A 21645-nucleotide genomic window follows, 5' to 3' on the forward strand; every position below is an offset into this window, starting at 1 on the left:
CTTACATTTGTTAAAATCCACCTTTATAAGGTGGATTTTTGTTTTTCGACGGTTTTTTGTCCGGCTTGACGAGCTTGTTTTTGCGCTTTTTTCTGTTCCCGCCGCATGCTAAAAAAATCACTCAATTTTTGCCCGCACTTTTCCGCTAACACGCCGCCGGTTACTCTGATGACGTGATTCATTTTATAATCTTCAAAAAAATGAAAACGGGAACCGACCGCGCCGGTTTTCTCATCAGCCGCACCGAAAACCAGCCGTTTAATCCGACTGTGTAGAATCGCGCCGGCGCACATGGTGCAAGGTTCCAGCGTGACGTAAAGGGTGCAATTCAATAAGCGGTAATTCTGAATTTTCTCCGCGCCCTGACGTAACGCCATAATTTCCGCATGCGCCGTCGGATCACTGCGGGTAATCGATAAATTCCAGCCTTCACCGATAATTCGGTTGTTCTCATCCACCAGAACCGCGCCTACGGGAATTTCACCCGTTGCCTGCGCTTTATCGGCAAGCGTAAGCGCGCGGTTCATGAAGAATTCATCGAGAGAAATTTGATTTTCGGGTATTGATGTGTTCATAGTTTTTTTATTTTAATCACTTACTTTCTTTGCTTCGCCAAAGAAAGTAAGCAAAGAAAGGCGCCCCCGTTTTGCCTTATTTCCTGAAAATACTTAAATTTGTTTCACGAAAATCTTGTAAACTCGCTACGCTCAGACAAACAAGATTTTCTATAAATTTAACCATTTTTAGGCGGCAAAAAGGGGAAAGTGCCGGCGTATTAAAATGATAGCCTTTTCAACGAATTATAAAAAACATTCAGAAATTTAACCGCACTTTTATTATCACGCTCTAAGAGGCCCCGTCTGAGGCGCCTGATCGACTTGAAATTTTCAGGAAAAGAAGTTTGTTTGAGCGTAACGAGTTTACTTATTTTCCGTCAAGAAAATTTCAACCAAACGAAGAACGGCACCGAAGTCGGGGGCACTTTCTTTTGCATACTTTTCTTTGTGCAAGCAAAGAAAAGTATGGAACCTTTGGCGAAGCAAAGAAAGTAAGAAATAAATTTATACCGAAAACGGATATTTAATCGGCTCGTGGCATTCATATCCCACCACCTTAAAATCATCCATCGTCACCCAGGTTTCCAAATCTTTTAAGGTTTTAATATCCGGATTAATTTCCAGTTTCGGCGATGGGAACGGTTGGCGTTTGAGCTGCACATCCCGCATTAATTCCAGCTGATCCTCATAAATATGCGCGTTGACGATTTTATGGTACGCCTGTCCGGGCTTTTTGCCGGTAATCTGCGCCATTAAGGCTAAGAAAGTGAAAACCTGAATTTGGTTGAAGTTCAGGCCGAGCGGCACGTCGCAGGAACGTTGATAGCTGGTTAAATACAGCGTGTCGCCGAGTAATGAGAAGGTGTGATTGTACATGCAGGGGCGCAGGCAACCGAGATCGAATTCGCCGGGATTTAAGAAGGTTAAAATTTCACCGCGATCGTCAATCCCGCGGCTGAGATCATCCACGATTTTGCGCAGTTGATCCACGGTTTCGCCGTTGGGTTTACGCCATGCGCGCCCTTGTACGCCGTAAACGCGTCCCATATCGTCGGTGCCTTTACGGGCGGGATTGTTTAACCAGGCTTGATTTTCGTTGGCGTTGGCATCCCAGGTTTTCGCGCCGAGTTTGCGGAAATCCGCCGCGTTATCGTAACCGCGAATGTAGCCCAGAAATTCGGCGATAGCGGCTTTCCAGTAGCTTTTGCGGGTGGTAATAATAGGAAATTCGTTATCTGCCACGTTATAGGTTAAATCGGCGTTAATCACGGTGAGGCAGCGTTTGCCCGTGCGTCGGTTTTCCACCCAGACGCCTTCATCCACGATACGCTGACATAAATCTAAATATTGACGCATAAAAAAACTCCTTATTTTTTGACCGCACTTTTATGTGAATACGCCCAAATCATGACAGCGATGCCGATAATGATCATCGGCAGCGACAGCATTTGTCCTCGCGTAATCAGATCGCTTGCCGTGTTGACGTGATGATCGATTTCGCGTACGTACTCCACTAAGAACCGGAACAAGCCGTAGCCGATTAAAAACAGACCGGAAACCGCGCCTTGAGGCCGGGACCGACGGATAAACAGATTCAGAATGATAAACAGCAACACGCCTTCCAGCAGCATTTCGTAAAGTTGTGACGGGTGCAACGGCACATCGCCGGTATAACCGTAAGGAAACATCGCCCAAGGTACGGCGTCGGGATTTTCCACCGGACGACCCCAAAGTTCGTTATTAATAAAGTTTCCGAGGCGGCCCAATCCTAATCCGAACGGAATCAGCGGTGCAATCAGATCGGCGGTTTGCCAGAAACTGCGTTTTTGGCGGACGGAAGTCAGAATCATGGCGATAATCACGCCGATTAACCCGCCGTGGAAAGACATGCCGCCTTCCCAGATGCGGAATAAATAAAGCGGATCCTGTAAAAAAATATCGAAATTATAGAAAAAAACATCGCCGATTCGTCCGCCCAAAATCACGCCGGCGAAGCAGTTGTAAAGCAATTGCTCGAATTGATCTTCGGTCCAGGCGCCTTGTGATTTTCTCACCCGGCGTAAACCCAACCAGTAAGCGAAGGCAAAACCCAATAAATACATCACGCCGTACCAGCGCAGGCTGATGGGCCCGATAGAAAAAATAACCGGATCGATGTAAGGAAGATGAATAAAATTTGTCATAAAAATCCTGAAAATAAATTCTGTTTATGCAATAAACATTTTAACGGCAATCAGCAGTAAGAAAACGGCAAAATAACGTTTAAGTCTGGCGACCGGCAGATTGGTTGCGGTCATTGCGCCGAATTTGGTAGTAAACATGGAGGTTGCCACAATACCTAACATAGCCGGCAGATAAACGTAACCCAGGGACCATTCCGGCATATTGGCGTTGTTCCAGCCGCTGGTGATGTAACTTAAGGTGCCGGACAATGCCAACAACATGCCGCAGAATGAAGAAGAACCGATTGCCTGCTTCATTTCGTAACCGCGGCTGTTCAGAAATGGCACGATAAAACCGCCGCCCCCGATACCTGCGCCGCTGGATAAAACACCGATGACGGAGCCGCCGATAATAGCGGCCTGCGTGGTTAGCGGTTTGTCGCCCGTTTTGGATTTAACGGATAAAACCATTTTGGCGGCAAGATAAACCACTAATGCGGCAAATATTTTACTTGCCAGCTCGCGCGGCAGGTTGCTGATAAATAAGCTCGCCAGGTATGTGGCGATCATAATGGACGGTGCAAACACTTTCAGCGACGACCAGCGAATATTGCCTATTTTATAGTGGTTATAGGCGGAAGACGCGCCCGTTACGATAATGGTGGCGAAAGATGTGCCCAGCGCGGTCGTCATTAGCAGAGAATCCGGTACGCCGGCCAGCGGAAGCAAATAAACCAGCACGGGCACAATCACCAATCCCCCGCCGATACCGAACAAGCCCGCCAGAAAACCGACTAAACAACCAACCGGCAGGCAAATTAAAAATAACGTTATCATCTGCGTTTTTTCCCTTTTTTATTTTGAGGGGCGTATTTGTGGTAATAGGGTTGCTTTTTGCCGGATTCCGCCTTTCCGGCTTCGTTATGTTGAAAAAGTGCGGTCTCATTTTTGCTCGGATCGAATAAAAATTGCGCAAATTCTTTCATTGCCCGGCGATATACATCGCGTTTAAAGGAAACCACCTGACGAACGGAATACCAGAAGCTGACCCAGCGCCAGCCGTCGAATTCGGGAGATTGCGTACGGCCCATATCAATTTCTTTTTCATTACAAAGTAACTGCAACAGAAACCAACGTTGTTTCTGCCCGATGCAAACGGGTTTACTGTCGTGCCGCAATAGTCGTTTCGGCAATTTATAACGCAGCCATTGCTTCGAAGCGTAAAGAATTTTGACGTCTTTTTTCTGCAATCCCACTTCTTCAAACAATTCGCGATACATCGCTTGTTCGGGCGTTTCGCCTTCGTTGATGCCGCCTTGCGGAAATTGCCAAGAGTTTTGCCCGTACCTTTTTGCCCAAAGCACTTGTCCTTTGCGGTTACAAATCACAATGCCAACATTAGGACGGTAGCCATCGAAGTCGATCACTATCCTTCACCTTAACTGTAAAAATTCATAAGCATGAATTATGTCATAGCAGGCGGATTTCGCCAATACTGTATGCGGTTTATCTCGCGCCATTCTTCGTATTGTGGATAAATTTGGGGATAATTGGGAGATAGAAAATTCCGATCCCGCCGAAGATTCGGAAAGTAACGGGGTTCCGAATATGGTTATCTGAAATTTAAAGCAAAAATTGACCACACTTTTTATCGGGAAAAGGACGATATTTCGCTCGGATTTTGACCGTTCGGGAAGCGGGAAAAGCCATTTATGAGTTATTCAGTTTTTTTGTGGATAAGGTTGTGATTGAAGTCGGGAAGAACACTGTAAAATATTCTCGGTTGAAGGGGCTTGGTTCTAAATATAGAAATAAAATCAATAAGTTAAACCTGAAGTGATGAGCCGGAAATTTTTCCCGTTTAGGCCGGATTAGCGCCGGTCAAAAAATAACCGATTTTCACCGGGCGGATTTTTCTCCGCCGTACGCGGAAAATTATCGCAAACGATTACGTTAGCTGATACAATACGCCACAAATTTTTTACTCACCTAATCTTTAGAAGGAAATTTACCGTGAGCAAACAATCTTTAAGTTATAAAGACGCGGGCGTCGATATTAACGCGGGTAATGAATTGGTCGAACGCATTAAACCGCATGTGAAACGCACCACGCGTTCGGAAGTGATTGGCGGTTTAGGCGGATTTGGCGCATTGTGCGCTTTACCGACCAAATATAAAGAACCGGTGTTGGTGTCGGGGACTGACGGGGTGGGAACCAAACTGCGTTTGGCTATTGATTTGAAAAAACACGATACCATCGGAATCGACTTGGTTGCCATGTGTGTAAACGATTTAGTGGTGCAAGGCGCCGAGCCGTTGTTTTTCCTGGATTATTATGCCACCGGTAAATTAGACGTCGATGTGGCGTCCGATGTAGTAAAAGGCATTGCGGAAGGCTGCGTGCAATCCGGTTGTGCGTTAGTGGGCGGCGAAACCGCAGAAATGCCGGGCATGTATCATGAGGGCGATTACGATTTGGCGGGTTTCTGTGTCGGCGTGGTGGAAAAGTCAAAAATTCTGGACGGCTCTAAAGTGCGGGCGGGAGATGCGTTAATTGCATTAGGTTCAAGCGGCCCGCATTCAAACGGTTACTCGTTAGTGCGTAAAGTAATTGAAGTGGCGGGCGTGAATCCGGCGACCGAACAATTAGCCGGTAAACCGTTGGCGGAACAGGTGTTAGCGCCTACTAAAATTTACGTTAAATCCGTACTTGAGTTAATCGAAAAAGCGGAAGTGCACGCCATTGCCCATTTGACCGGCGGCGGTTTCTGGGAAAATATTCCGCGCGTGTTACCGAAAGATGTGAAAGTAGTGATCGATGAAAGCAGCTGGGAATGGCAGCCTGTGTTTAAATGGTTGCAACAACAGGGCAATATTACCCGCCATGAAATGTACCGTACGTTCAACTGCGGCGTCGGCATGGTGATTGCGTTGCCTGAGACGGAAGCGGAAAAGGCGTTGAACGTTTTGCGCACGGCCGGTGAAAATGCTTGGTTAATCGGCCGGGTCGAACCGTTGAATGCCGGAGAAGAGCAAGTCATCATTCGTTAATGGAAAAATAATTTAACAAAGCCCGATCTCCGGATTGGGCTTTTGGTTTTAATAATGAAAAAAATTGTCGTATTAATTTCAGGAACGGGAACGAATTTACAGGCGCTTATCGATGCCTGTGCGGCGGGCCGTATTAATGCCAGGGTGGCGGCGGTCATCAGTAATCAGGCTTCCGCTTTGGGTTTGGAACGGGCAAAAACTGCGCAAATTCCTACCGCACTTTTTATCCGTCGGGATTTCGCCGATCATGCGGCGATGGACCAAGCCATCGGGGATTATATCGAAAAGATCGGCGCGGATTTAATCGTGTTGGCGGGTTACATGAAAATTCTGAGCGAAGGTTTCGTTACGCGCTTTGCAGGGAAAATTCTTAATATTCATCCGTCATTATTGCCGAAATATAAAGGACTGAATACTTATCAACAAGTGCTGGACGCCGGCGACAGCGAACACGGTACCAGCGTGCATTTCGTCACGCCGGAACTGGACGGCGGCGCCGTTATTTTACAGGCGAAAGTGCCGATTTTCCCCGGAGACGACATTTCGGATATTGAAGCGCGGGTCAAAACCCAGGAATTGCAGATTTATCCGTTGGTAGTGAAGTGGTTTATCGATGGGCGTTTGCAGGAAATTCAAGGCAAAGCCTATTTAGACGGCAAATTATTGCCGGAAAACGGCTATGCCGACGAATAATTTCATAAAGTGCGGTCATTTTTTATCGGATTTTTGATATAGTAATACGGTCTTTGACTTATTAACCTTTGGAGAACGCATTGGTATGGAAAAAATCATCATTGATGAAGACCAGTTTATGCGCACGATTTCACGAATTTCCCACGAAATTATTGAAAAACACGAGAATTTAAACGAACTCGTAATTGTCGGAATTAAACGCCGCGGAGCGGAAATTGCAGAATTAATTAAGCGGAAAATCAATGAGTTAACCGGTTCTCAAATTCCGTCTATTGATTTGGATATCACTTTTTATCGCGATGATTTGGAATATGCCGAACCGAGCAGCCAATCGCCGGTGTATAACGGTTCTTCCGACTTCATCAGCGTGCAGAATAAAACCGTGATTTTGGTGGACGATGTGCTGTTTACCGGCAGAACCATTCGTGCGGCCCTGGATGCTTTAGTGGATTTCGGGCGCGCGTCCAGAGTGGAACTGGTGATTTTTGTGGATCGCGGGCATCGCGAGCTGCCGATTCGTGCCGATTACGTAGGAAAAAACGTACCGACCAGCCGCAGCGAGAAAGTGCAGGTGCGTACGATGAAGTTTGACGGTTGTTATGAAGTGGCTTTATTGCCGCGATAAGGAACTTTTTCCGCCGTTTTTTCTCTAATAAGCAAATTTATTAACTTATATCTGGTATAGTTTATGAAATTAGGATATTTAAAGGCTATTGCCATTTCCGCAGTAGGATTGTTTGCCGTTGCAACCGGCGCTCAGGCGATTGAACAGGTCGTGGCGACAGTGAACGGCGAACCTATTTTGGAGAGTCAATTACAACGGGCGATGGGAAAACGGGCGAATACCGAAAGCAATCGCCGCGCCGCTGTAGATAAAATTATCGATGATATGTTGGTGCAGAAAGCCATTAAAGAATCGGGCGTTAAAGTGAATCCGGCGCAAGTGGATCAAATCGTGCGCAATATCGCGGCGCAAAACGGTTTAACCTACGGGCAATTACTGGACGCATTGGATTATCAGGGCATCAGCTTGTCTCAGTTCAAAGCGAATATTTCCAACCAAATTATGATGGCGGAAGTGCGTAACCGCAGTATCGGCAAAAGTGTGGACGTAAGTCGCGAACAGGTGGAAGAATTAAGTCAGAAAATGTTGCAGCAGGCGAAAGCCAGCGGTAATCCGAAAGCGGTCACCGCTACCCAATACAAAGTGCGTCACATTCTGTTGAAGTTGAATCCGCTGTTAAACGATGAACAGGCAAAAGCGCAGTTAAACCAAGTACGGACGGATATTCAAACCGGTAAAACCACCTTCGCGGAGGCGGCAAAAAATTATTCGAAAGACTATCTTTCCGGCGCCAACGGCGGTGATTTAGGCTTTGCTTTCCCGGAAAATTATGTGCCGGAATTCGCTAAAGTGGTGAAAACCACTAAACAAGGCACGATTTCCGCACCGTTTAAAACCGAGTTCGGCTGGCATATTCTGGAAGTGACGGATACTCGCCAAGGGGATATGACGGATGTAGCCTACCGTCAAAAAGCGTACGAAACCTTGGTTAACGAGCAACTTCGCGAATATTCGAAAGATTGGGTGAAAGCGTTACGCAAGGGCGCAGAAATCAAATATTTAACGAAGTAATTTAATCGGGTTCTTAACCAAAAGGATTACACGAATTTTCTCAGTGGGCGGGTTTCGCCCACTCTTTTTTATTTTTAAGCATAATTATTATGAACAATTCCAAACGACACCTGGGACATACCGCCCGCAAACGGTTCGGGCAAAACTTCTTACATGACGACAACGTTATTCAAAGCATTGTCGCCGCCATTTATCCGCAAAAAGGACAATTTCTGGTTGAAATCGGTCCCGGTTTGGGCGCGTTAACCGAGCCGGTCGCCGATCAACTTGATCGCTTAACCGTGGTGGAACTGGATCGCGATTTAGCCGAGCGTTTGCGTCATCATCCGTTTTTACATCAAAAACTGAATGTAATTGAAACCGACGCCATGCAGTTTGATTTCGGCAAATTATATGAAGAACAAAATCTCGCCCGGCAAGGCTTGAAATTACGCGTATTCGGCAATTTGCCGTACAATATTTCCACGCCGTTAATTTTTCATTTACTGCAGTTTCACGACAAAATTCAGGACATGCACTTTATGTTGCAAAAGGAAGTGGTGAAACGCTTATGCGCGGCGCCGAACAGCAAAGCGTACGGTCGCCTGACCATCATGACCCAATATTTTTGCCGGGTGATGCCGGTGTTGGAAGTGCCGCCCACCGCTTTCAAACCGGCGCCGAAAGTGGATTCCGCCGTGGTTCGTTTGATTCCGCACAAGGAATTACCGTATCCGGCGAAAGATTTGTATTGGCTTAATCGCGTGACAAGCCAGGCGTTTAATCAACGCCGTAAGACGTTGCGCAATGCGCTTTCAACGTTATTTTCGCCTGAAAATCTGACCGCACTTGGCGTGGATTTAACGGCGCGCGCTGAAAATTTAACCATTGCCGATTATGTTCGCCTGGCAAACTGGCTGCACGATAATCCGCCTGAGCTTGACAGCGACATCGGCGAAATCTTGGATACGGAAGCATAAAATATGTCCGCTTATTTTGTCGGCGATCTGCACGGCTGTTTTGACGAACTGCAAATGCTACTGGAACGGGTTCGGTTTGATCCCGCCAAAGATAAACTTTATCTCACCGGCGATCTTGTCGCCCGCGGCGAGAAATCGCTGGAATGCCTGCGCTTTGTGAAGAATCTCGGTTCATCGGCGCAGACGGTGTTGGGTAATCATGATTTGCATTTGCTTGCCTGCGCGTACGGCATTAAAAAAGTAAAAACTCGCGATAATTTGACCGCACTTTTTGCCGCGCCGGATTTTGATGAATTAATAGATTGGCTACGCCGTCAACCGTTATTTGTGCATGATGAATCTTTGAATTTCAGCCTGGTTCACGCCGGCATTTCACCGGATTGGGATGTGGCGACGGCGCAGGCTTGCGCGCGTGAAGTGGAAACGGTGTTGCGGCAAGGGGATTACCGCGCCTTATTGCGCCAAATGTACGACAGCCGTCCCGAACGTTGGTCGTCGGATTTGCAAGGAATTGAACGTTTACGTTACAGCATTAATGTTTTCACCCGCATGCGTTTCTGTTATGCGGATCATCGTTTGGATTTCGACTGCAAGCTGCCGCCGGAGCAGGCGCCGTCGGAATTAATGCCTTGGTTTGCCTGCGACAATCCGCTGTTTAAAACCGAAAATATTATTTTCGGCCATTGGGCAAGTCTGGTGGATTATTCGACGCCGGCTAATATTTATGCGTTGGATACGGGCTGCGCCTGGGGCAATCGCATGACGCTGTTACGCTGGGACGACAAACGAATTTTCAGTCAAAGTGCGGTCAAAAAAAGCCACGTTTTTTGAACCTTAGCTTTGCCAACGGTAGCGAAGCCATAAATAATCGCACCGGCGATTACACATAAAAATCACGGAGTTTTTGCATGATTTCCGAAGCAAGCTGTCAATTATTCGATATTCCGTTTTTTCAATTCGCCCAGTTGAAAAAATATTGCCCTGAAGACATTCCCCGTATTAAAGCGGATTACAAACGGGAATGGAACGAATGGAAAAACTGTATATTGCAGGTTTCGGCGCGGCTCGGTTCGCCTTTTGCCGAACCGCATATCGAAAAATGGTGCAACGGTTGGCAGGTGCGCGCGCACTTCTTTGCCTATTTCAAATATGAATTTAACAAAAATTCCGCCGCGATTTTGTCGGTGTTGTTGAATCGCCGCCGTTTGCAGGTCAGCCTGGATTGGCATTGTTATCGCGCGGAGCGTTCGCAAATCAGCGTTCAGCAATACAATCAATGGCTGGATAATTTCGATTTCCGGCAATTCGCCGAGTTTGATATTTGGCGCGGCGATAAAAGCGAATATGCGGATTTCCGTCGGGTAAAACAACTGACTCAATCCGACTTGAATTTGCGTTCCGACGAGGATTTCTGGTGCATCGGCAAAAATGTGGAGAAAGCCGAACTGGCTCATCTTGACGTGGTGAATTTTATCAGCCGCACCATTCGAGAATTATTGCCGCTGTATGAAAAATGTCATCAATAAAAAACTTCGCAAAAAATGACCGCACTTTATCCCGCTTATCTCATTTTCTTTTCTGAAATTTTAAGCTATTCTTAACAGCGGTTCATTCTGTCCTCAGCGCTGAACCTGAATATAACAAGTTTTGTTTGTTTACTTCTCTAAGGACTTTCCATGAAAAAACTGATTTTAGCCGCCGCGCTTTCCTCTGTTGCGGCGTTGGCCCAGGCGCAAACCTCACCGAATACGACAACGCACACTTACGAATTTACCCAACGCTACGATTTGCAGGTGCCGAAAGGCTCGAGCGGCGAAACCAAATTGTGGGTGCCGTTGCCTTTCAGCAATGATTATCAGGAGGTGAAATCCGTCGAATTTGACGGTAACTATCAACAAGCCTATATCACGGAAAACAACCGATACGGTGCTAAAACCTTGTTTGCCGTGTGGCAAAAAGATGCGGCTAAACGCGATTTAACGGTTAAGCTTGTCGTCGAAACCAAAGATCGCGAGCCGATGAAACAAGGTCTGTTGAAAGATTATCAAGTTCCTGAAAAAATTGAATATTCCGTGGATGTGCAGCAATATTTACAACCGACTCAACACATCAAAACCGACGGCATCGTCAAGCAGTTCGCCGATAAAATTACGGGCAAAGAAAACAATCCGTTGAAAAAAGCCGAGCTGATTCACCAATGGATCGTTAACAATATGGAACGGGACAATTCCGTTTTAGGCTGCGGAGACGGCGATGTGGAAAAAATCTTAACCACCGGCGCGTTAAAAGGCAAATGCACGGATATTAACTCCGTTTTCGTGGCTTTAGCCCGCGCTTCCGGCATTCCGGCGCGTGAAATTTTCGGTATCCGTTTAGGTCGAGCGGTGAAAATGGGCGAATATTCCCAATCCGCTTTCGGCGGCGCAAAAGATAAGGTTGCCAATGAAAACGGCGGTCAACATTGTCGAGCGGAATTCTATTTAGCAGGCTTCGGCTGGGTGCCGGTGGATTCTGCGGATGTGGCGAAATATCGCTTAACCGAGAAGAAATCCGCGGAAGATAAGGATACTCAAGCGGTTTCGCAATATTTGTTCGGAAACTGGGAAGGCAACTGGATGGGCTTTAACCACGCGCGGGATTTCAATCTTTATCCAATGCCGGAATTGGCGCCGCTGAATAACTTTGGCTATCCTTATGCGGAAGTGGGCGGCGATCCGTTAAATTCTTACGACGCCAAAGAGTTCGGTTATGAATTCACCTCAAAAGAGCGCTAACGCCAAATTCTGGGCGATGTGTACCACGGCGCTGGCTGCCGCCGTGGCTTCGACTCTGTGCTGTATCGGGCCGCTGCTTTATTTGGCTTTCGGCGTGTCTTCCGCCTGGTTGGTGCAGCTAAGCGAATACAGCTATTTGCAGGTGCCCATGCTGGTGATTTCTCTGGGCGCTTTCGGCTACGGATTCTGGCTGCTGAATTTTTCCGATAAAATCATTTGCACTAAATATTTATCCCGTCGAACATTGCGGATTTTATATTGGATAATGGCGCCGGTGATTCTCTTTTTCTTAAGTTATCCCTATGTTTTACCTTATATTTTGGAATTTTTAGAATGAAAAAAACGTTACTTTTTGTGACCGCACTTTTGTTGTCGGGTAACGGTTTTGCCGCCGAACGCAAGGTGACGTTGCATATCGAAGAAATGAACTGCCAGCTTTGCGTTTATTTGGTGAACAAGGAACTGCGCAACCTTGACGGCGTGGTGTCCACCAAAGCCGATTTCAACACGCGTCTGGTGAAAGTGGTCGCCGATGAAAAAGCCACCGACGAAATGATGATCAACGCCATTGATAAGTTGCATTATCATGCGGTAGTGAAAGAATAATGTAAGCCTTGGTTATTCTTTGTAAGATTAATATTCATCCGGTAAGGCTTGAGTAATATTAGGCAAATTTACTCGAAAAAGCATTTCGATTCATTAAACTGGAACAACTTTGTTCTGTCCTATTCGGCAGAAGTCATTATGACGAAAGGTAAACAAAGCTGATTAATGACCTCGTTTTTATCCGTTTAAAGATAAAACGTTAAATTGGGAAGCCGGTTTTAATGATTGCCAGGAAAGAATATTATTACGGATTAGATCAACTCAGAGCGTTGTTGATGTTAATTGGCGTGTTGACTCATGCGGCGTCGATCATCAGTCCTTTTTATCAATGGAATTATCACAGCGAACGATATCAGGATGCGTTAATTCATAATATCGTGCATGTCACGCATTTCTTCCGAGTAGAAGCGTTTTTCTTAATTGCCGGTTTCTTTTCGGCCATGGTGTTAGTGAAAAAAGGCAAGCGTTATTTTTTAAAAGGCCGCTATTTGCGGGTATTGATGCCGCTGATTTTTTCTATTCTGTTAATCAATTCTTTTGAAGTTTGGTTTGTGGTCGGGCATGGCATTACTTCCCGGGAAAATATCGGTATCGGGAATTTTATTGTGCATTCCTGGTTTTTATTAACCTTAATGATAATTTCGTTAATTTGTTTATTGCCGATAGATAAATTCTTCGCTTATTTAAGCCGATTTAACGGGTTTGTAAAACTGGGATTATTGGTTTTTTATATGTATCTGCCTTTCAGCGTTAAGTTCGTTTTGAATATGTTCGTTCCTATGGCGGAGCATTCGTTGTTTTATTCATTGTACGGCTATCTGATAGAAAAAACGCTGTATTACAGCATTTACTTTTTCATCGGTTATCTGATTTATCGCAATGAAGCGATTCGCGGATTTTTTCATAAAAAATCGGTTAAAACTTTTTTGTGGATTATCGCCATAGCGGGCTTAAGCTATCAAACCTTTAGCGTGAGTGAAGTAAAAGAAAATCTGCCGTTCGCCATGCGGGCAATCAATATTTGTATTCAGCATGCGTCGGCCATTTCAGTCAGTTTGTTATTATTCGATTTCTTTTTTAGTTCGTCTTTTCCGCCTTCCCGCGCCGTCGCGTTTTTAGTGCGTTCCGCAATCATCGTGTATTTGTTTCATCATCCGGTTTTGATTGTTTTAGGCTATTATTTTGACGTTCCCGGCATGACACCGTTCGTTTATTTCATGTTATTGGTGACGGCCGGTTACCTGTTGTCTTTTATTTGCTATCTCATCGTTAACAGTATGCCGTTAACGCGGTTTATGTTCGGTTTGAAATAACGCCGTAAGCGGATTTGCGATTGCTTCGGAAATAGGCGATATAAACCGATTTTCGGTGATAAAGCGTCGCGATAGCCCGCAAAAAATCTGTTAATTTCCCCCATTTTACGCTATTCTATACCTCATTTTTCAGAACCGATTTCGCCGCCAAAGTGCGGTCAAAAAATTCGTTATTTTTTAAGGTAATACTATGCAAGAACAATATCGTCCTGATTTGCTTGAACAGGAAGTCCAAAAATACTGGCAGGATAATCAGACCTTCAAAGCAGTCAAAGACACCAGTAAAGAAAAATATTATTGTTTATCGATGTTCCCTTATCCGTCCGGTCGTTTGCATATGGGACACGTGCGAAACTATACGATTGCGGATGTGGTTTCCCGTTATCAACGAATGAACGGCAAAAACGTGTTACAACCGGTAGGTTGGGACGCCTTCGGTCTGCCGGCGGAAGGGGCGGCGGTAAAAAATAAAACCGCACCGGCGAAATGGACTTACGAAAACATCGATTACATGAAAAAACAACTGAAAATGTTGGGTTTTTCATACGACTGGGATCGTGAAATCGCCACTTGTAAGCCGGAATATTATAAATGGGAACAATGGTTTTTTACCGAGCTTTATAAAAAAGGTCTGGTTTATAAAAAAACGTCGGTGGTGAACTGGTGTCCGAACGACGAAACCGTGCTAGCCAACGAACAGGTTCACGAAGGTTGCTGCTGGCGTTGCGACACGCCGGTGGAACAAAAGGAAATTCCGCAATGGTTTATTAAAATCACCGATTATGCAGAACAATTATTGGACGGACTGAATACGCTTCCGGAATGGCCGGATATGGTAAAAACCATGCAACGCAATTGGATCGGTCGTTCCAAAGGGGTGGAAATTACCTTCAAAATCGAAAACGGCGACGAGACCGTTACGGTTTACACCACTCGTCCGGACACTTTCTACGGCGTATCTTATATAGCGGTGGCGGCCGGTCATCCGTTAGCGGAAAAAGCGGCGCAAAATAATCCCGAATTAACCCGTTTTATTCAGGAATGTAAAAATACCAAAGTAGCGGAAGCGGAACTGGCCACTATGGAGAAAAAAGGCATGCCGACCGGCATTAATGCGATTCACCCGATTACCGGCAAACCGGTGCCGGTGTGGGTGGCGAACTTTGTGTTAATGCATTACGGTACGGGTGCCGTGATGGCGGTGCCGGCCCATGATCAGCGCGACTTTGAATTCGCCGTCAAATACGGTTTACCGATTAACCAGGTTATTGCGCCGATAAACGGTGAAGAAATCGATTTAACCAAAGCGGCGTTTACCGAACATGGCAAGCTGGTGAATTCGGCGGAATTCGACGGTTTGGATTTCGATGCTGCATTTAACGGCATCGCGGATAAACTGGAACGCATGGGTGTAGGCAAACGCCAGGTTAATTACCGTTTACGCGATTGGGGTGTTTCCCGCCAGCGTTACTGGGGCGCGCCGATTCCGATGCTGACACTGGAAAACGGCGATGTGGTGCCGGCGCCGTTGCAGGATTTACCGATCGTTCTTCCCGAAGACGTTGTCATGGACGGAGTAAAAAGCCCGATTAAAGCGGATCCGAACTGGGCGAAAACCCGTTATAACGGTCAGCCGGCCTTAAAAGAAACCGATACTTTCGACACTTTTATGGAATCTTCCTGGTACTATGCGCGCTACACCAGCCCGCAATATCATGAAGGCATGCTGGATTCGGAAGAAGCGAATTACTGGCTGCCCGTCGATCAATATATCGGCGGTATCGAACACGCCACTATGCATTTGCTTTATTTCCGTTTCTTCCACAAATTATTGCGTGACGCAGGCTTGGTTGCGACGGACGAACCGACCAAAAAATTACTTTGCCAGGGCATGGTGTTGGCGGACGCCTTCTATTACACCGGAGAGGGCAACGAACGGATTTGGGTGTCGCCGACCAAAGTGATTTTAGAACGCGATGAAAAAGGCCGAATTCTGAAAGCCACGGACGACGAAGGCCACGAACTTGTTCACGCCGGTATGACGAAAATGTCGAAATCCAAAAACAACGGCATCGACCCGCAGGAAATGGTGGAAAAATACGGCGCTGACACCGTTCGCCTGTTTATGATGTTCGCTTCTCCGGCGGAAATGACGCTGGAATGGCAGGAATCCGGCGTGGAAGGCGCGAAACGTTTTTTAGGCCGTTTATGGAACCTGGCGTTCGAATACAATAAAAATCCGGCAAAAACTTCGCTAAATCCGACCGCACTTTCAAGTGCGCAAAAAGCGTTACGCCGCGATGTGCATAAAACCATTGCCAAAGTGTCCGATGACATCGGTCGCCGCCAAACTTTCAACACGGCGATTGCGGCAATTATGGAATTAATGAACAAATTAACCCGTGCGCCGTTAGCGGACGAGCAGGATCGCGCAATAATGGGCGAAGCGCTGAGTGCGGTCGTGCGTATGCTTTACCCAATTACCCCGCATATCTGTTTCCAATTATGGAAAGATCTGGGGAACGAAAATATCATCGACTTTGCGCCTTGGGTGCAAGCAGACGAAGCGGCCATGGTGGAAGACGAAAAACTCGTGGTGGTGCAAGTAAACGGCAAAGTCCGCGGCAAAATTACCGTGCCGGCGGACATGGCGGAAGAAGACATCAAACAAGTCGCCCTTGCCGATGAAAACGTGCAAAAATTCCTGAACGGATTAAACATTGTGAAAACCATTTACGTGCCGGGCAAATTGTTCAGCTTCGTCGCGAAATAGGCCGCCGGAATCGTTTGCTAAGGACGTTATGAATATCGTGAAATGGGCAAAAATGTCGCTGATTTTGACCGCACTTTGCGGTTGTAGTCTGGCTGATCATGACGGATTGGAATGGCGTCCTTATAAAGATATTGACGGGCAAGTGAAAAAAATGGCGTTTGCGCGACGGGTTTATTCATCGAACACGCAACGCGCCAAAACCCTCGACCAACCGCAGGGCGAAGCGATTAGCCAAAGCCTTGGCGGACGGGAACGTTTGGGTGATTTGTATTATTTGTTCGATACGAAGAAAAACGCTGCGGCGGCGATTTTCCGGGCGCAAGGTAAGTCGCTCAGCCCTTATGCGGCGCAGGATGTCAAGCAAATGGCCGAATCTCGTACGGTGGATTTTTATGAATTCGGCAAATTCCGTTTGACGCATGCCAGATTTGCTGGAAAAAATGCTCTTTGCCGGGATTTCAAAAGCAAAACCGGCGTGGATTTGCTGATGACCACCAATTATTATCCGCACAACAGTTTCACGGATTTTTATACCGGCCTGATTAATGTCAATCTGCGCCATGACGAAGCGCCGAAAGAGATTGGTTATACCCCGAGTTTTACCGGTTCCGATGCGGCTTTGCAAGGTGAACTGAAAGCCGACGAAGCGAAACGGGGCAAAAATATTGCGCTATTGAATATTCAGGAAAAAGCCAGTATTTTATTCAATATTATTTGTAAATAGAGACGAATTCTATGCTTAAACATATCAAAAATGCGTTATTTTTGACCGCACTTTTCGGTCTTTCCGCCTGCGGTTTTCATTTTCAGACCGGACAATTAGTGCCCGCCGAATTGCAAACGCTGACTTTCGAAAGCGGCGATCCGTACAGCGATATGTCCATGGCGATGCGCAGACAGTTGCAGTTAAACAATATTAAACTGGTGGACGCAGCGAAAGATGTGCCGGTGCTGAGAATTACCAAAATTACCACGGATGACGAAGTCGTGTCGGTGTTCAAACAAGGGCGGGAAGCGGAAAAAATGCTGATGTTGGATGTCAGTGCGACCGTTCGTTTTCCGAATAAAGACGCTTATCCGATTTCCACTCGTGTGAACCGAACCTTCTTCGATAACTCGCGTGCGGCGCTTGCCAAATCTTCCGAAAAGGAAATCATGTGGCGCGACATGCGCGAACAGGCGGCGCGCCAGCTTATTTCCAAAATGGTCGCGCTACAGCATCAAGTCGAAGCTAAACCGGATTCTTCGGTCAAAACAAAATAAATGGCGTTAACCCGTATTTTCCCCGAACAACTGACCAGCTCGCTAAGTCAACGCTTAGCGAGCCTTTATTATTTGGTCGGACAGGATCCGCTGTTGCTGGCGGAAAGCCGCGATCTGATTATCAAAACCGCCGCCGCACAAGGTTTTGACGAGCGGCTGGAAGTGACGGCGGATAATTCGACGGATTGGGTTGATTTGCAGGAACGTTGCCAGTCCCGCGGATTGTTTTTTAACAAGCAAGTTATCAGCCTAAATTTACCGGAAAATCTGACCGCACTTTTACAGAAAAATCTGGCGGAATTGATATCGGTGTTGAATGAGGACGTGTTGTTGATTGTACAATTCGCCAAGTTTTCCAAACTGTTCGAAAAGAGCGAATGGCATAAACGGGCGATAAATTATGAACCGTCGATTGTTCAGGTGAACTGCCAAACGCCGACCGCCGAGCAGTTGCCGCGCTGGCTGGCGAATCGCGTGAAAGCCATGGGATTAACCATTGAGCAGGATGCGCTGCAGTTGTTGTGTTACAGTTATGAAAACAATCTTCTGGCGCTGAAGCAGGCGTTAGAGCTGCTGGCGTTATTGCATTCGGACAAAAAACTCACCTTTGCGCGGGTGCAGAAAGTGGTGGAGCAATCTTCGACGTTCACACCTTTTCAATGGATTGATGCCGTACTGGAAGGCAAAGAAGCGCGCGCCAGACGGATTCTGACCGGTTTACAGGCGGAAGATGTGCAACCGGTGGTGTTGTTGCGGACGTTACAACGTGAGTTGATGACTTTGTTGGAACTGTCCAAACCGGCACAAGGTTTGCCCGCCATTGATGCGCCGTTGCCTGCCGCTCAGCTGCGGGAAGGTTTCGACCGTCTCAAAGTGTGGCAAAACCGCCGGAATCTTTATGTGTTAACCTTTCAACGCTTAACTTATCGCAAATTGTATCGAATTATCCAACAGCTGGCGGATTTGGAACGCACGGCGAAACTGGATTTCGGCGCCGATATTTGGGATCGGCTGGCGGATATTTCGGTGAAAATTGCGCAGGGCAAATAAGGTCGGACCGGCATATATTTTTTGGTATTTAAACTACGGTTGAATTTTTCAAAAACTTTGATAAAATCGACCGCACTTTTTATTGGTAGCGACCGATAAAAACCGTTCGGACGAAGGTAGCTGGAGAGTGGAGAATTAACTTCACACCGAAGAAGCAAAATCTTTCAGGTGCGACATCCGTCGCGGGGACTGTTACTGGACGAACCCTTGGAGAGATCCGTTCGCATTTTATGCGCGGACGCCGAAGGCGAAAAAGTGGCGACACTTGAAACGCTCAGGCAAAAGGACAGGGGCGAGAGATTCATTTTACCTATCATTTTTATCTCTTCTGCCTTTGTATTTTTCAATTTTCGGGAATTTACAAATGGAATCAATTTTATCTGCCGTCGACTCTTTTATTTGGGGGCCGCCTTTACTGATTTTATTATCCGGCACCGGATTATATTTAACGCTGAGATTGGGCTTTATTCAATTCCGCCATTTGCCGCGGGCTTTTGTGTATATGTTTAAACGCGAAAGCGGCGCGGGACAGGCGGGCGACGTTTCCGCTTTTGCGGCGCTTTGTACCGCATTGTCCGCGACGATCGGCACCGGCAATATCGTCGGGGTCGCTACGGCGATTAAAGCGGGCGGACCGGGCGCTTTGTTCTGGATGTGGTTGGTGGCGTTGCTCGGTATGGCAACTAAATACGCGGAAGGTTTGTTGGCGGTAAAATATCGTGTACGCGATAAAAACGGCTTTATGGCGGGCGGCCCGATGTATTACATTGAAAACGGATTGGGCATTAAATGGCTGGCGAAATTGTTTGCCGTTTTCGGCGTTTTGGTTGCGTTCTTCGGTATCGGAACTTTTCCGCAGATTAACGCCATTACTCACGCCATGCACGATAGCTTTAACGTGCCGATTGAAGCCTCGGCGGCGGTGATGACCGTTTTGGTCGCCTTAATCGTATTGGGCGGCGTGAAACGGATTGCCTCGGTATCCACCTTCATCGTGCCGTTTATGGCGATTTTGTATGTGGCGACTTCCGTGGTTATTCTGATGATTAATGCGGATAAAGTGCCCGCCGCTTTGGCGTTAATCGTCGCAAGCGCCTTTAATCCGGAAGCGGCCTTAGGCGGTGTGCTGGGCATTACTGTTATGAAAGCGATTCAATCGGGGGTGGCGCGCGGGATTTTTTCCAACGAATCCGGCTTGGGTTCGGCGCCGATTGCGGCCGCTGCGGCGCATACTAAAGAGCCCGTGCGTCAGGGCTTGATTTCTATGACCGGAACCTTCCTGGATACCATTATTGTGTGTTCCATGACGGGATTGGTTTTGGTGATTACGGGCGTATGGAACGCCGAGGTAGAAGGTGCGGCCGCGACTAATGCGGCGTTTTCCCTAGGGCTTGGCACGCAGTTTGGGGCGACCATCGTTACGGTCGGTTTGCTGTTTTTTGCTTTCACCACGATTTTAGGCTGGTGTTATTACGGCGAACGTTGTTTCGTATATTTGTTTGATATTCGCGGCATTAAAATTTATCGTTCGATTTTTATTTTATTGGTGGCTTGCGGAGCGTTCCTGAAACTGGATTTAATCTGGATTCTGGCCGATATCGTAAACGGTTTGATGGCGTTCCCGAATTTAATTGCGTTAATCGGCTTGCGTAAAGTGATTGTAGAGGAAACCCGCGATTATTTCCGTCGCATGGCCCGCGGCGATCTTGACGAAGAAATCTAAAAAGTGCGGTCAAAAAACGCAATGTTTTTTGGATGTTGGATTTGCCAACGGTGGCGAAGCCATAAGTGATCGCACCGACGATTACGCATAAAAACCGCAACGTTTTTTAATGTCCGCGTATGACGGATAATTCTTAATAAACTCAGTTCAAAGCCGCAATGCTGATTGCGGCTTTTTTATTGTTTACATTTCGAAAAATTAACTTATAATTCCGAAACGAAACTTTAGGGCGAACATTAACCATGGAAATGACAAAACGAAATTCCCCCGTGCGCAATACCCAACAACGCCGTCACGCCATTATGCAGTTGTTGCAGGATAAGGGCGAAGTGAGCGTAGAACAGTTGGTTCAACTTTTTGATACTTCCGAAGTCACGATCCGTAAAGATTTGACCGCACTTGAAATCAACGGTTTTTTGGTTCGCCGTTACGGCGGAGCAATTTTAATGCCGAAAGATTTCATTGATGAATCGCAGGATGAGAACCTTTCGAAACGAAAGTTGTCTATAGCGAAAGCGGCGGCTGAAAGGATTAAGGATCATCATCGTATTATTATTGACAGCGGCAGTACGACGGCGGCGCTCATTAAGCAGTTGAACAGTAAACAAGGATTGGTGGTGATGACTAATTCTTTGTCGGTGGCAAGCGAATTGCGTTCGCTGGAAAACGAACCGACTTTGCTGATGACCGGCGGTACTTGGGACACCCGTTCGGAATCCTTCCAGGGGAAGGTGGCGGAGCAGGTGTTGCGTTCTTACGATTTTGACCAGCTTTTTATCGGTGCCGACGGTATTGATTTGGAACGGGGCACGACGACTTTCAACGAATTGGTGGGATTAAGTCAGGTGATGGCGGAAGTCAGCCGGGAAGTGATCGTGATGGTGGAAAGCCAGAAAATCGGGCGCAAAATGCCGAATTTGGAATTGAATTGGGCGCAAATTGACGTGTTGGTGACGGATGATTTGCTGTCCGATAAAGATAAAGCGGTTATCGAAGGACATCATGTCGAAGTGATTATTGCGAAATAATTGAAAAGTTTATATTTAACCATTTAGTGGGGAAATCTCACTGCAACTAAGAGGAAA

At 46.7% G+C, this 21645-nt stretch carries 22 protein-coding genes and 1 riboswitch; of the genes, 17 read left to right on the forward strand and 5 right to left on the reverse strand.

The window, feature by feature from the left end:
* Positions 1 to 23: 23 nt before the first annotated feature.
* The 5 genes from tadA to rppH form a co-directional block, all read right to left on the reverse strand.
* A complete protein-coding gene (tadA, locus tag P7M01_RS04355) occupies positions 24 to 575 on the reverse strand; it encodes a tRNA adenosine(34) deaminase TadA (RefSeq protein ID WP_317483261.1) in 552 nt (183 codons plus the stop codon).
* Positions 576 to 1061: 486 nt separating this feature from the next.
* Entirely contained in the window at positions 1062 to 1913 is an 852-nt protein-coding gene (locus tag P7M01_RS04360; RefSeq protein WP_202936051.1) for a thymidylate synthase, read from the reverse strand.
* Between the two features lie 11 nt (positions 1914 to 1924).
* Entirely contained in the window at positions 1925 to 2740 is an 816-nt protein-coding gene (lgt, locus tag P7M01_RS04365) for a prolipoprotein diacylglyceryl transferase (protein WP_202936050.1), read from the reverse strand.
* A 24-nt stretch (positions 2741 to 2764) separates the two neighbouring features.
* Complete coding sequence (locus P7M01_RS04370) at positions 2765 to 3556, reverse strand: sulfite exporter TauE/SafE family protein (protein WP_317483260.1); 792 nt, start codon at positions 3554 to 3556, stop codon at positions 2765 to 2767.
* Positions 3553 to 4146, reverse strand: a complete 594-nt coding sequence (gene rppH / locus P7M01_RS04375) for an RNA pyrophosphohydrolase (protein WP_202936048.1) — start codon at positions 4144 to 4146, stop codon at positions 3553 to 3555. The genes P7M01_RS04370 and rppH overlap by 4 nt, the downstream gene beginning before the upstream one ends.
* 586 nt (positions 4147 to 4732) lie before the next feature.
* Between rppH and purM the strand changes: the two genes are divergently transcribed.
* The 17 genes from purM to P7M01_RS04460 all read left to right on the forward strand — a co-directional run bounded on the left by purM (position 4733) and on the right by P7M01_RS04460 (position 21588).
* Positions 4733 to 5770 carry a phosphoribosylformylglycinamidine cyclo-ligase gene (gene purM / locus P7M01_RS04380; protein WP_202936047.1) on the forward strand — a complete coding sequence of 346 codons (1038 nt, stop codon included), beginning with the start codon at positions 4733 to 4735 and terminating at the stop codon, positions 5768 to 5770.
* Positions 5771 to 5824: 54 nt separating this feature from the next.
* A complete protein-coding gene (gene purN / locus P7M01_RS04385) occupies positions 5825 to 6463 on the forward strand; it encodes a phosphoribosylglycinamide formyltransferase (protein WP_202936046.1) in 639 nt (212 codons plus the stop codon).
* Positions 6464 to 6548: 85 nt separating this feature from the next.
* On the forward strand, positions 6549 to 7088 hold the full coding sequence (gene pyrR, locus P7M01_RS04390) for a bifunctional pyr operon transcriptional regulator/uracil phosphoribosyltransferase PyrR (RefSeq protein ID WP_202936045.1): 540 nt from the start codon (positions 6549 to 6551) through the stop codon (positions 7086 to 7088).
* 63 nt (positions 7089 to 7151) lie between these two features.
* A complete protein-coding gene (locus P7M01_RS04395) occupies positions 7152 to 8099 on the forward strand; it encodes a peptidylprolyl isomerase (protein ID WP_317475931.1) in 948 nt (315 codons plus the stop codon).
* A gap of 89 nt (positions 8100 to 8188) precedes the next feature.
* A complete protein-coding gene (gene rsmA / locus P7M01_RS04400) occupies positions 8189 to 9058 on the forward strand; it encodes a 16S rRNA (adenine(1518)-N(6)/adenine(1519)-N(6))-dimethyltransferase RsmA (protein ID WP_317483259.1) in 870 nt (289 codons plus the stop codon).
* A gap of 3 nt (positions 9059 to 9061) precedes the next feature.
* The gene (gene apaH, locus P7M01_RS04405) at positions 9062 to 9889 is read left to right on the forward strand and encodes a bis(5'-nucleosyl)-tetraphosphatase (symmetrical) ApaH (RefSeq protein ID WP_317483258.1); all 828 of its coding nucleotides are present in this window, start codon (positions 9062 to 9064) and stop codon (positions 9887 to 9889) included.
* Between the two features lie 77 nt (positions 9890 to 9966).
* Positions 9967 to 10584: a glucose-6-phosphate 1-dehydrogenase family protein gene (locus P7M01_RS04410; protein WP_317483257.1), complete on the forward strand. Its 618-nt coding sequence runs from the start codon at positions 9967 to 9969 to the stop codon at positions 10582 to 10584.
* A 150-nt stretch (positions 10585 to 10734) separates the two neighbouring features.
* Positions 10735 to 11832, forward strand: a complete 1098-nt coding sequence (locus tag P7M01_RS04415; RefSeq protein WP_317483256.1) for a transglutaminase-like domain-containing protein — start codon at positions 10735 to 10737, stop codon at positions 11830 to 11832.
* Complete coding sequence (locus P7M01_RS04420; protein ID WP_317482186.1) at positions 11807 to 12169, forward strand: mercuric transporter MerT family protein; 363 nt, start codon at positions 11807 to 11809, stop codon at positions 12167 to 12169. The genes P7M01_RS04415 and P7M01_RS04420 overlap by 26 nt, the downstream gene beginning before the upstream one ends.
* Positions 12166 to 12438, forward strand: coding sequence for a heavy-metal-associated domain-containing protein (locus tag P7M01_RS04425; RefSeq protein WP_317483255.1), 273 nt, complete (start codon positions 12166 to 12168; stop codon positions 12436 to 12438). Before P7M01_RS04420 ends, P7M01_RS04425 begins: the two co-directional genes overlap by 4 nt.
* 221 nt (positions 12439 to 12659) lie before the next feature.
* Positions 12660 to 13751, forward strand: a complete 1092-nt coding sequence (locus tag P7M01_RS04430; RefSeq protein ID WP_317483254.1) for an acyltransferase family protein — start codon at positions 12660 to 12662, stop codon at positions 13749 to 13751.
* Positions 13752 to 13941: 190 nt separating this feature from the next.
* Positions 13942 to 16524 (forward strand): leucine--tRNA ligase, encoded by a 2583-nt coding sequence (gene leuS / locus P7M01_RS04435; protein WP_317483253.1) that lies wholly within the window; start codon positions 13942 to 13944, stop codon positions 16522 to 16524.
* A gap of 28 nt (positions 16525 to 16552) precedes the next feature.
* Complete coding sequence (locus tag P7M01_RS04440; protein ID WP_317480783.1) at positions 16553 to 17248, forward strand: hypothetical protein; 696 nt, start codon at positions 16553 to 16555, stop codon at positions 17246 to 17248.
* Positions 17249 to 17259: 11 nt separating this feature from the next.
* Positions 17260 to 17787 (forward strand): LPS-assembly lipoprotein LptE, encoded by a 528-nt coding sequence (locus tag P7M01_RS04445; RefSeq protein ID WP_317477022.1) that lies wholly within the window; start codon positions 17260 to 17262, stop codon positions 17785 to 17787.
* Complete coding sequence (holA, locus tag P7M01_RS04450) at positions 17788 to 18837, forward strand: DNA polymerase III subunit delta (RefSeq protein ID WP_317483252.1); 1050 nt, start codon at positions 17788 to 17790, stop codon at positions 18835 to 18837.
* A gap of 197 nt (positions 18838 to 19034) precedes the next feature.
* Positions 19035 to 19137: riboswitch (glycine riboswitch) on the forward strand.
* Between the two features lie 64 nt (positions 19138 to 19201).
* Positions 19202 to 20560 (forward strand): alanine/glycine:cation symporter family protein, encoded by a 1359-nt coding sequence (locus P7M01_RS04455; protein WP_317479718.1) that lies wholly within the window; start codon positions 19202 to 19204, stop codon positions 20558 to 20560.
* A gap of 248 nt (positions 20561 to 20808) precedes the next feature.
* Positions 20809 to 21588, forward strand: a complete 780-nt coding sequence (locus P7M01_RS04460; RefSeq protein ID WP_202936031.1) for a DeoR/GlpR family DNA-binding transcription regulator — start codon at positions 20809 to 20811, stop codon at positions 21586 to 21588.
* Positions 21589 to 21645 lie beyond the last annotated feature (57 nt).

The organism is Exercitatus varius, assembly GCF_029577735.1.
Taxonomy (GTDB): Bacteria; Pseudomonadota; Gammaproteobacteria; order Enterobacterales; family Pasteurellaceae; genus Exercitatus; species Exercitatus varius.

Excerpts from the sequence above, each read along its gene's own strand:
- P7M01_RS04440 (WP_317480783.1), top strand. The coding sequence starts at position 16,553 with ATGAATATCGTGAAATGGGCAAAAATGTCGCTGATTTTGACCGCACTT.
- rsmA (WP_317483259.1), top strand. The coding sequence starts at position 8,189 with ATGAACAATTCCAAACGACACCTGGGACATACCGCCCGCAAACGGTTC.
- lgt (WP_202936050.1), bottom strand. The coding sequence starts at position 2,740 with ATGACAAATTTTATTCATCTTCCTTACATCGATCCGGTTATTTTTTCT.
- holA (WP_317483252.1), top strand. The coding sequence starts at position 17,788 with ATGGCGTTAACCCGTATTTTCCCCGAACAACTGACCAGCTCGCTAAGT.
- P7M01_RS04425 (WP_317483255.1), top strand. The coding sequence starts at position 12,166 with ATGAAAAAAACGTTACTTTTTGTGACCGCACTTTTGTTGTCGGGTAAC.
- leuS (WP_317483253.1), top strand. The coding sequence starts at position 13,942 with ATGCAAGAACAATATCGTCCTGATTTGCTTGAACAGGAAGTCCAAAAA.
- P7M01_RS04360 (WP_202936051.1), bottom strand. The coding sequence starts at position 1,913 with ATGCGTCAATATTTAGATTTATGTCAGCGTATCGTGGATGAAGGCGTC.
- P7M01_RS04460 (WP_202936031.1), top strand. The coding sequence starts at position 20,809 with ATGACAAAACGAAATTCCCCCGTGCGCAATACCCAACAACGCCGTCAC.
- purN (WP_202936046.1), top strand. The coding sequence starts at position 5,825 with ATGAAAAAAATTGTCGTATTAATTTCAGGAACGGGAACGAATTTACAG.
- P7M01_RS04410 (WP_317483257.1), top strand. The coding sequence starts at position 9,967 with ATGATTTCCGAAGCAAGCTGTCAATTATTCGATATTCCGTTTTTTCAA.
- P7M01_RS04455 (WP_317479718.1), top strand. The coding sequence starts at position 19,202 with ATGGAATCAATTTTATCTGCCGTCGACTCTTTTATTTGGGGGCCGCCT.
- P7M01_RS04370 (WP_317483260.1), bottom strand. The coding sequence starts at position 3,556 with ATGATAACGTTATTTTTAATTTGCCTGCCGGTTGGTTGTTTAGTCGGT.
- P7M01_RS04395 (WP_317475931.1), top strand. The coding sequence starts at position 7,152 with ATGAAATTAGGATATTTAAAGGCTATTGCCATTTCCGCAGTAGGATTG.
- P7M01_RS04445 (WP_317477022.1), top strand. The coding sequence starts at position 17,260 with ATGCTTAAACATATCAAAAATGCGTTATTTTTGACCGCACTTTTCGGT.
- pyrR (WP_202936045.1), top strand. The coding sequence starts at position 6,549 with ATGGAAAAAATCATCATTGATGAAGACCAGTTTATGCGCACGATTTCA.
- tadA (WP_317483261.1), bottom strand. The coding sequence starts at position 575 with ATGAACACATCAATACCCGAAAATCAAATTTCTCTCGATGAATTCTTC.
- P7M01_RS04420 (WP_317482186.1), top strand. The coding sequence starts at position 11,807 with ATGAATTCACCTCAAAAGAGCGCTAACGCCAAATTCTGGGCGATGTGT.
- P7M01_RS04415 (WP_317483256.1), top strand. The coding sequence starts at position 10,735 with ATGAAAAAACTGATTTTAGCCGCCGCGCTTTCCTCTGTTGCGGCGTTG.
- apaH (WP_317483258.1), top strand. The coding sequence starts at position 9,062 with ATGTCCGCTTATTTTGTCGGCGATCTGCACGGCTGTTTTGACGAACTG.
- P7M01_RS04430 (WP_317483254.1), top strand. The coding sequence starts at position 12,660 with ATGATTGCCAGGAAAGAATATTATTACGGATTAGATCAACTCAGAGCG.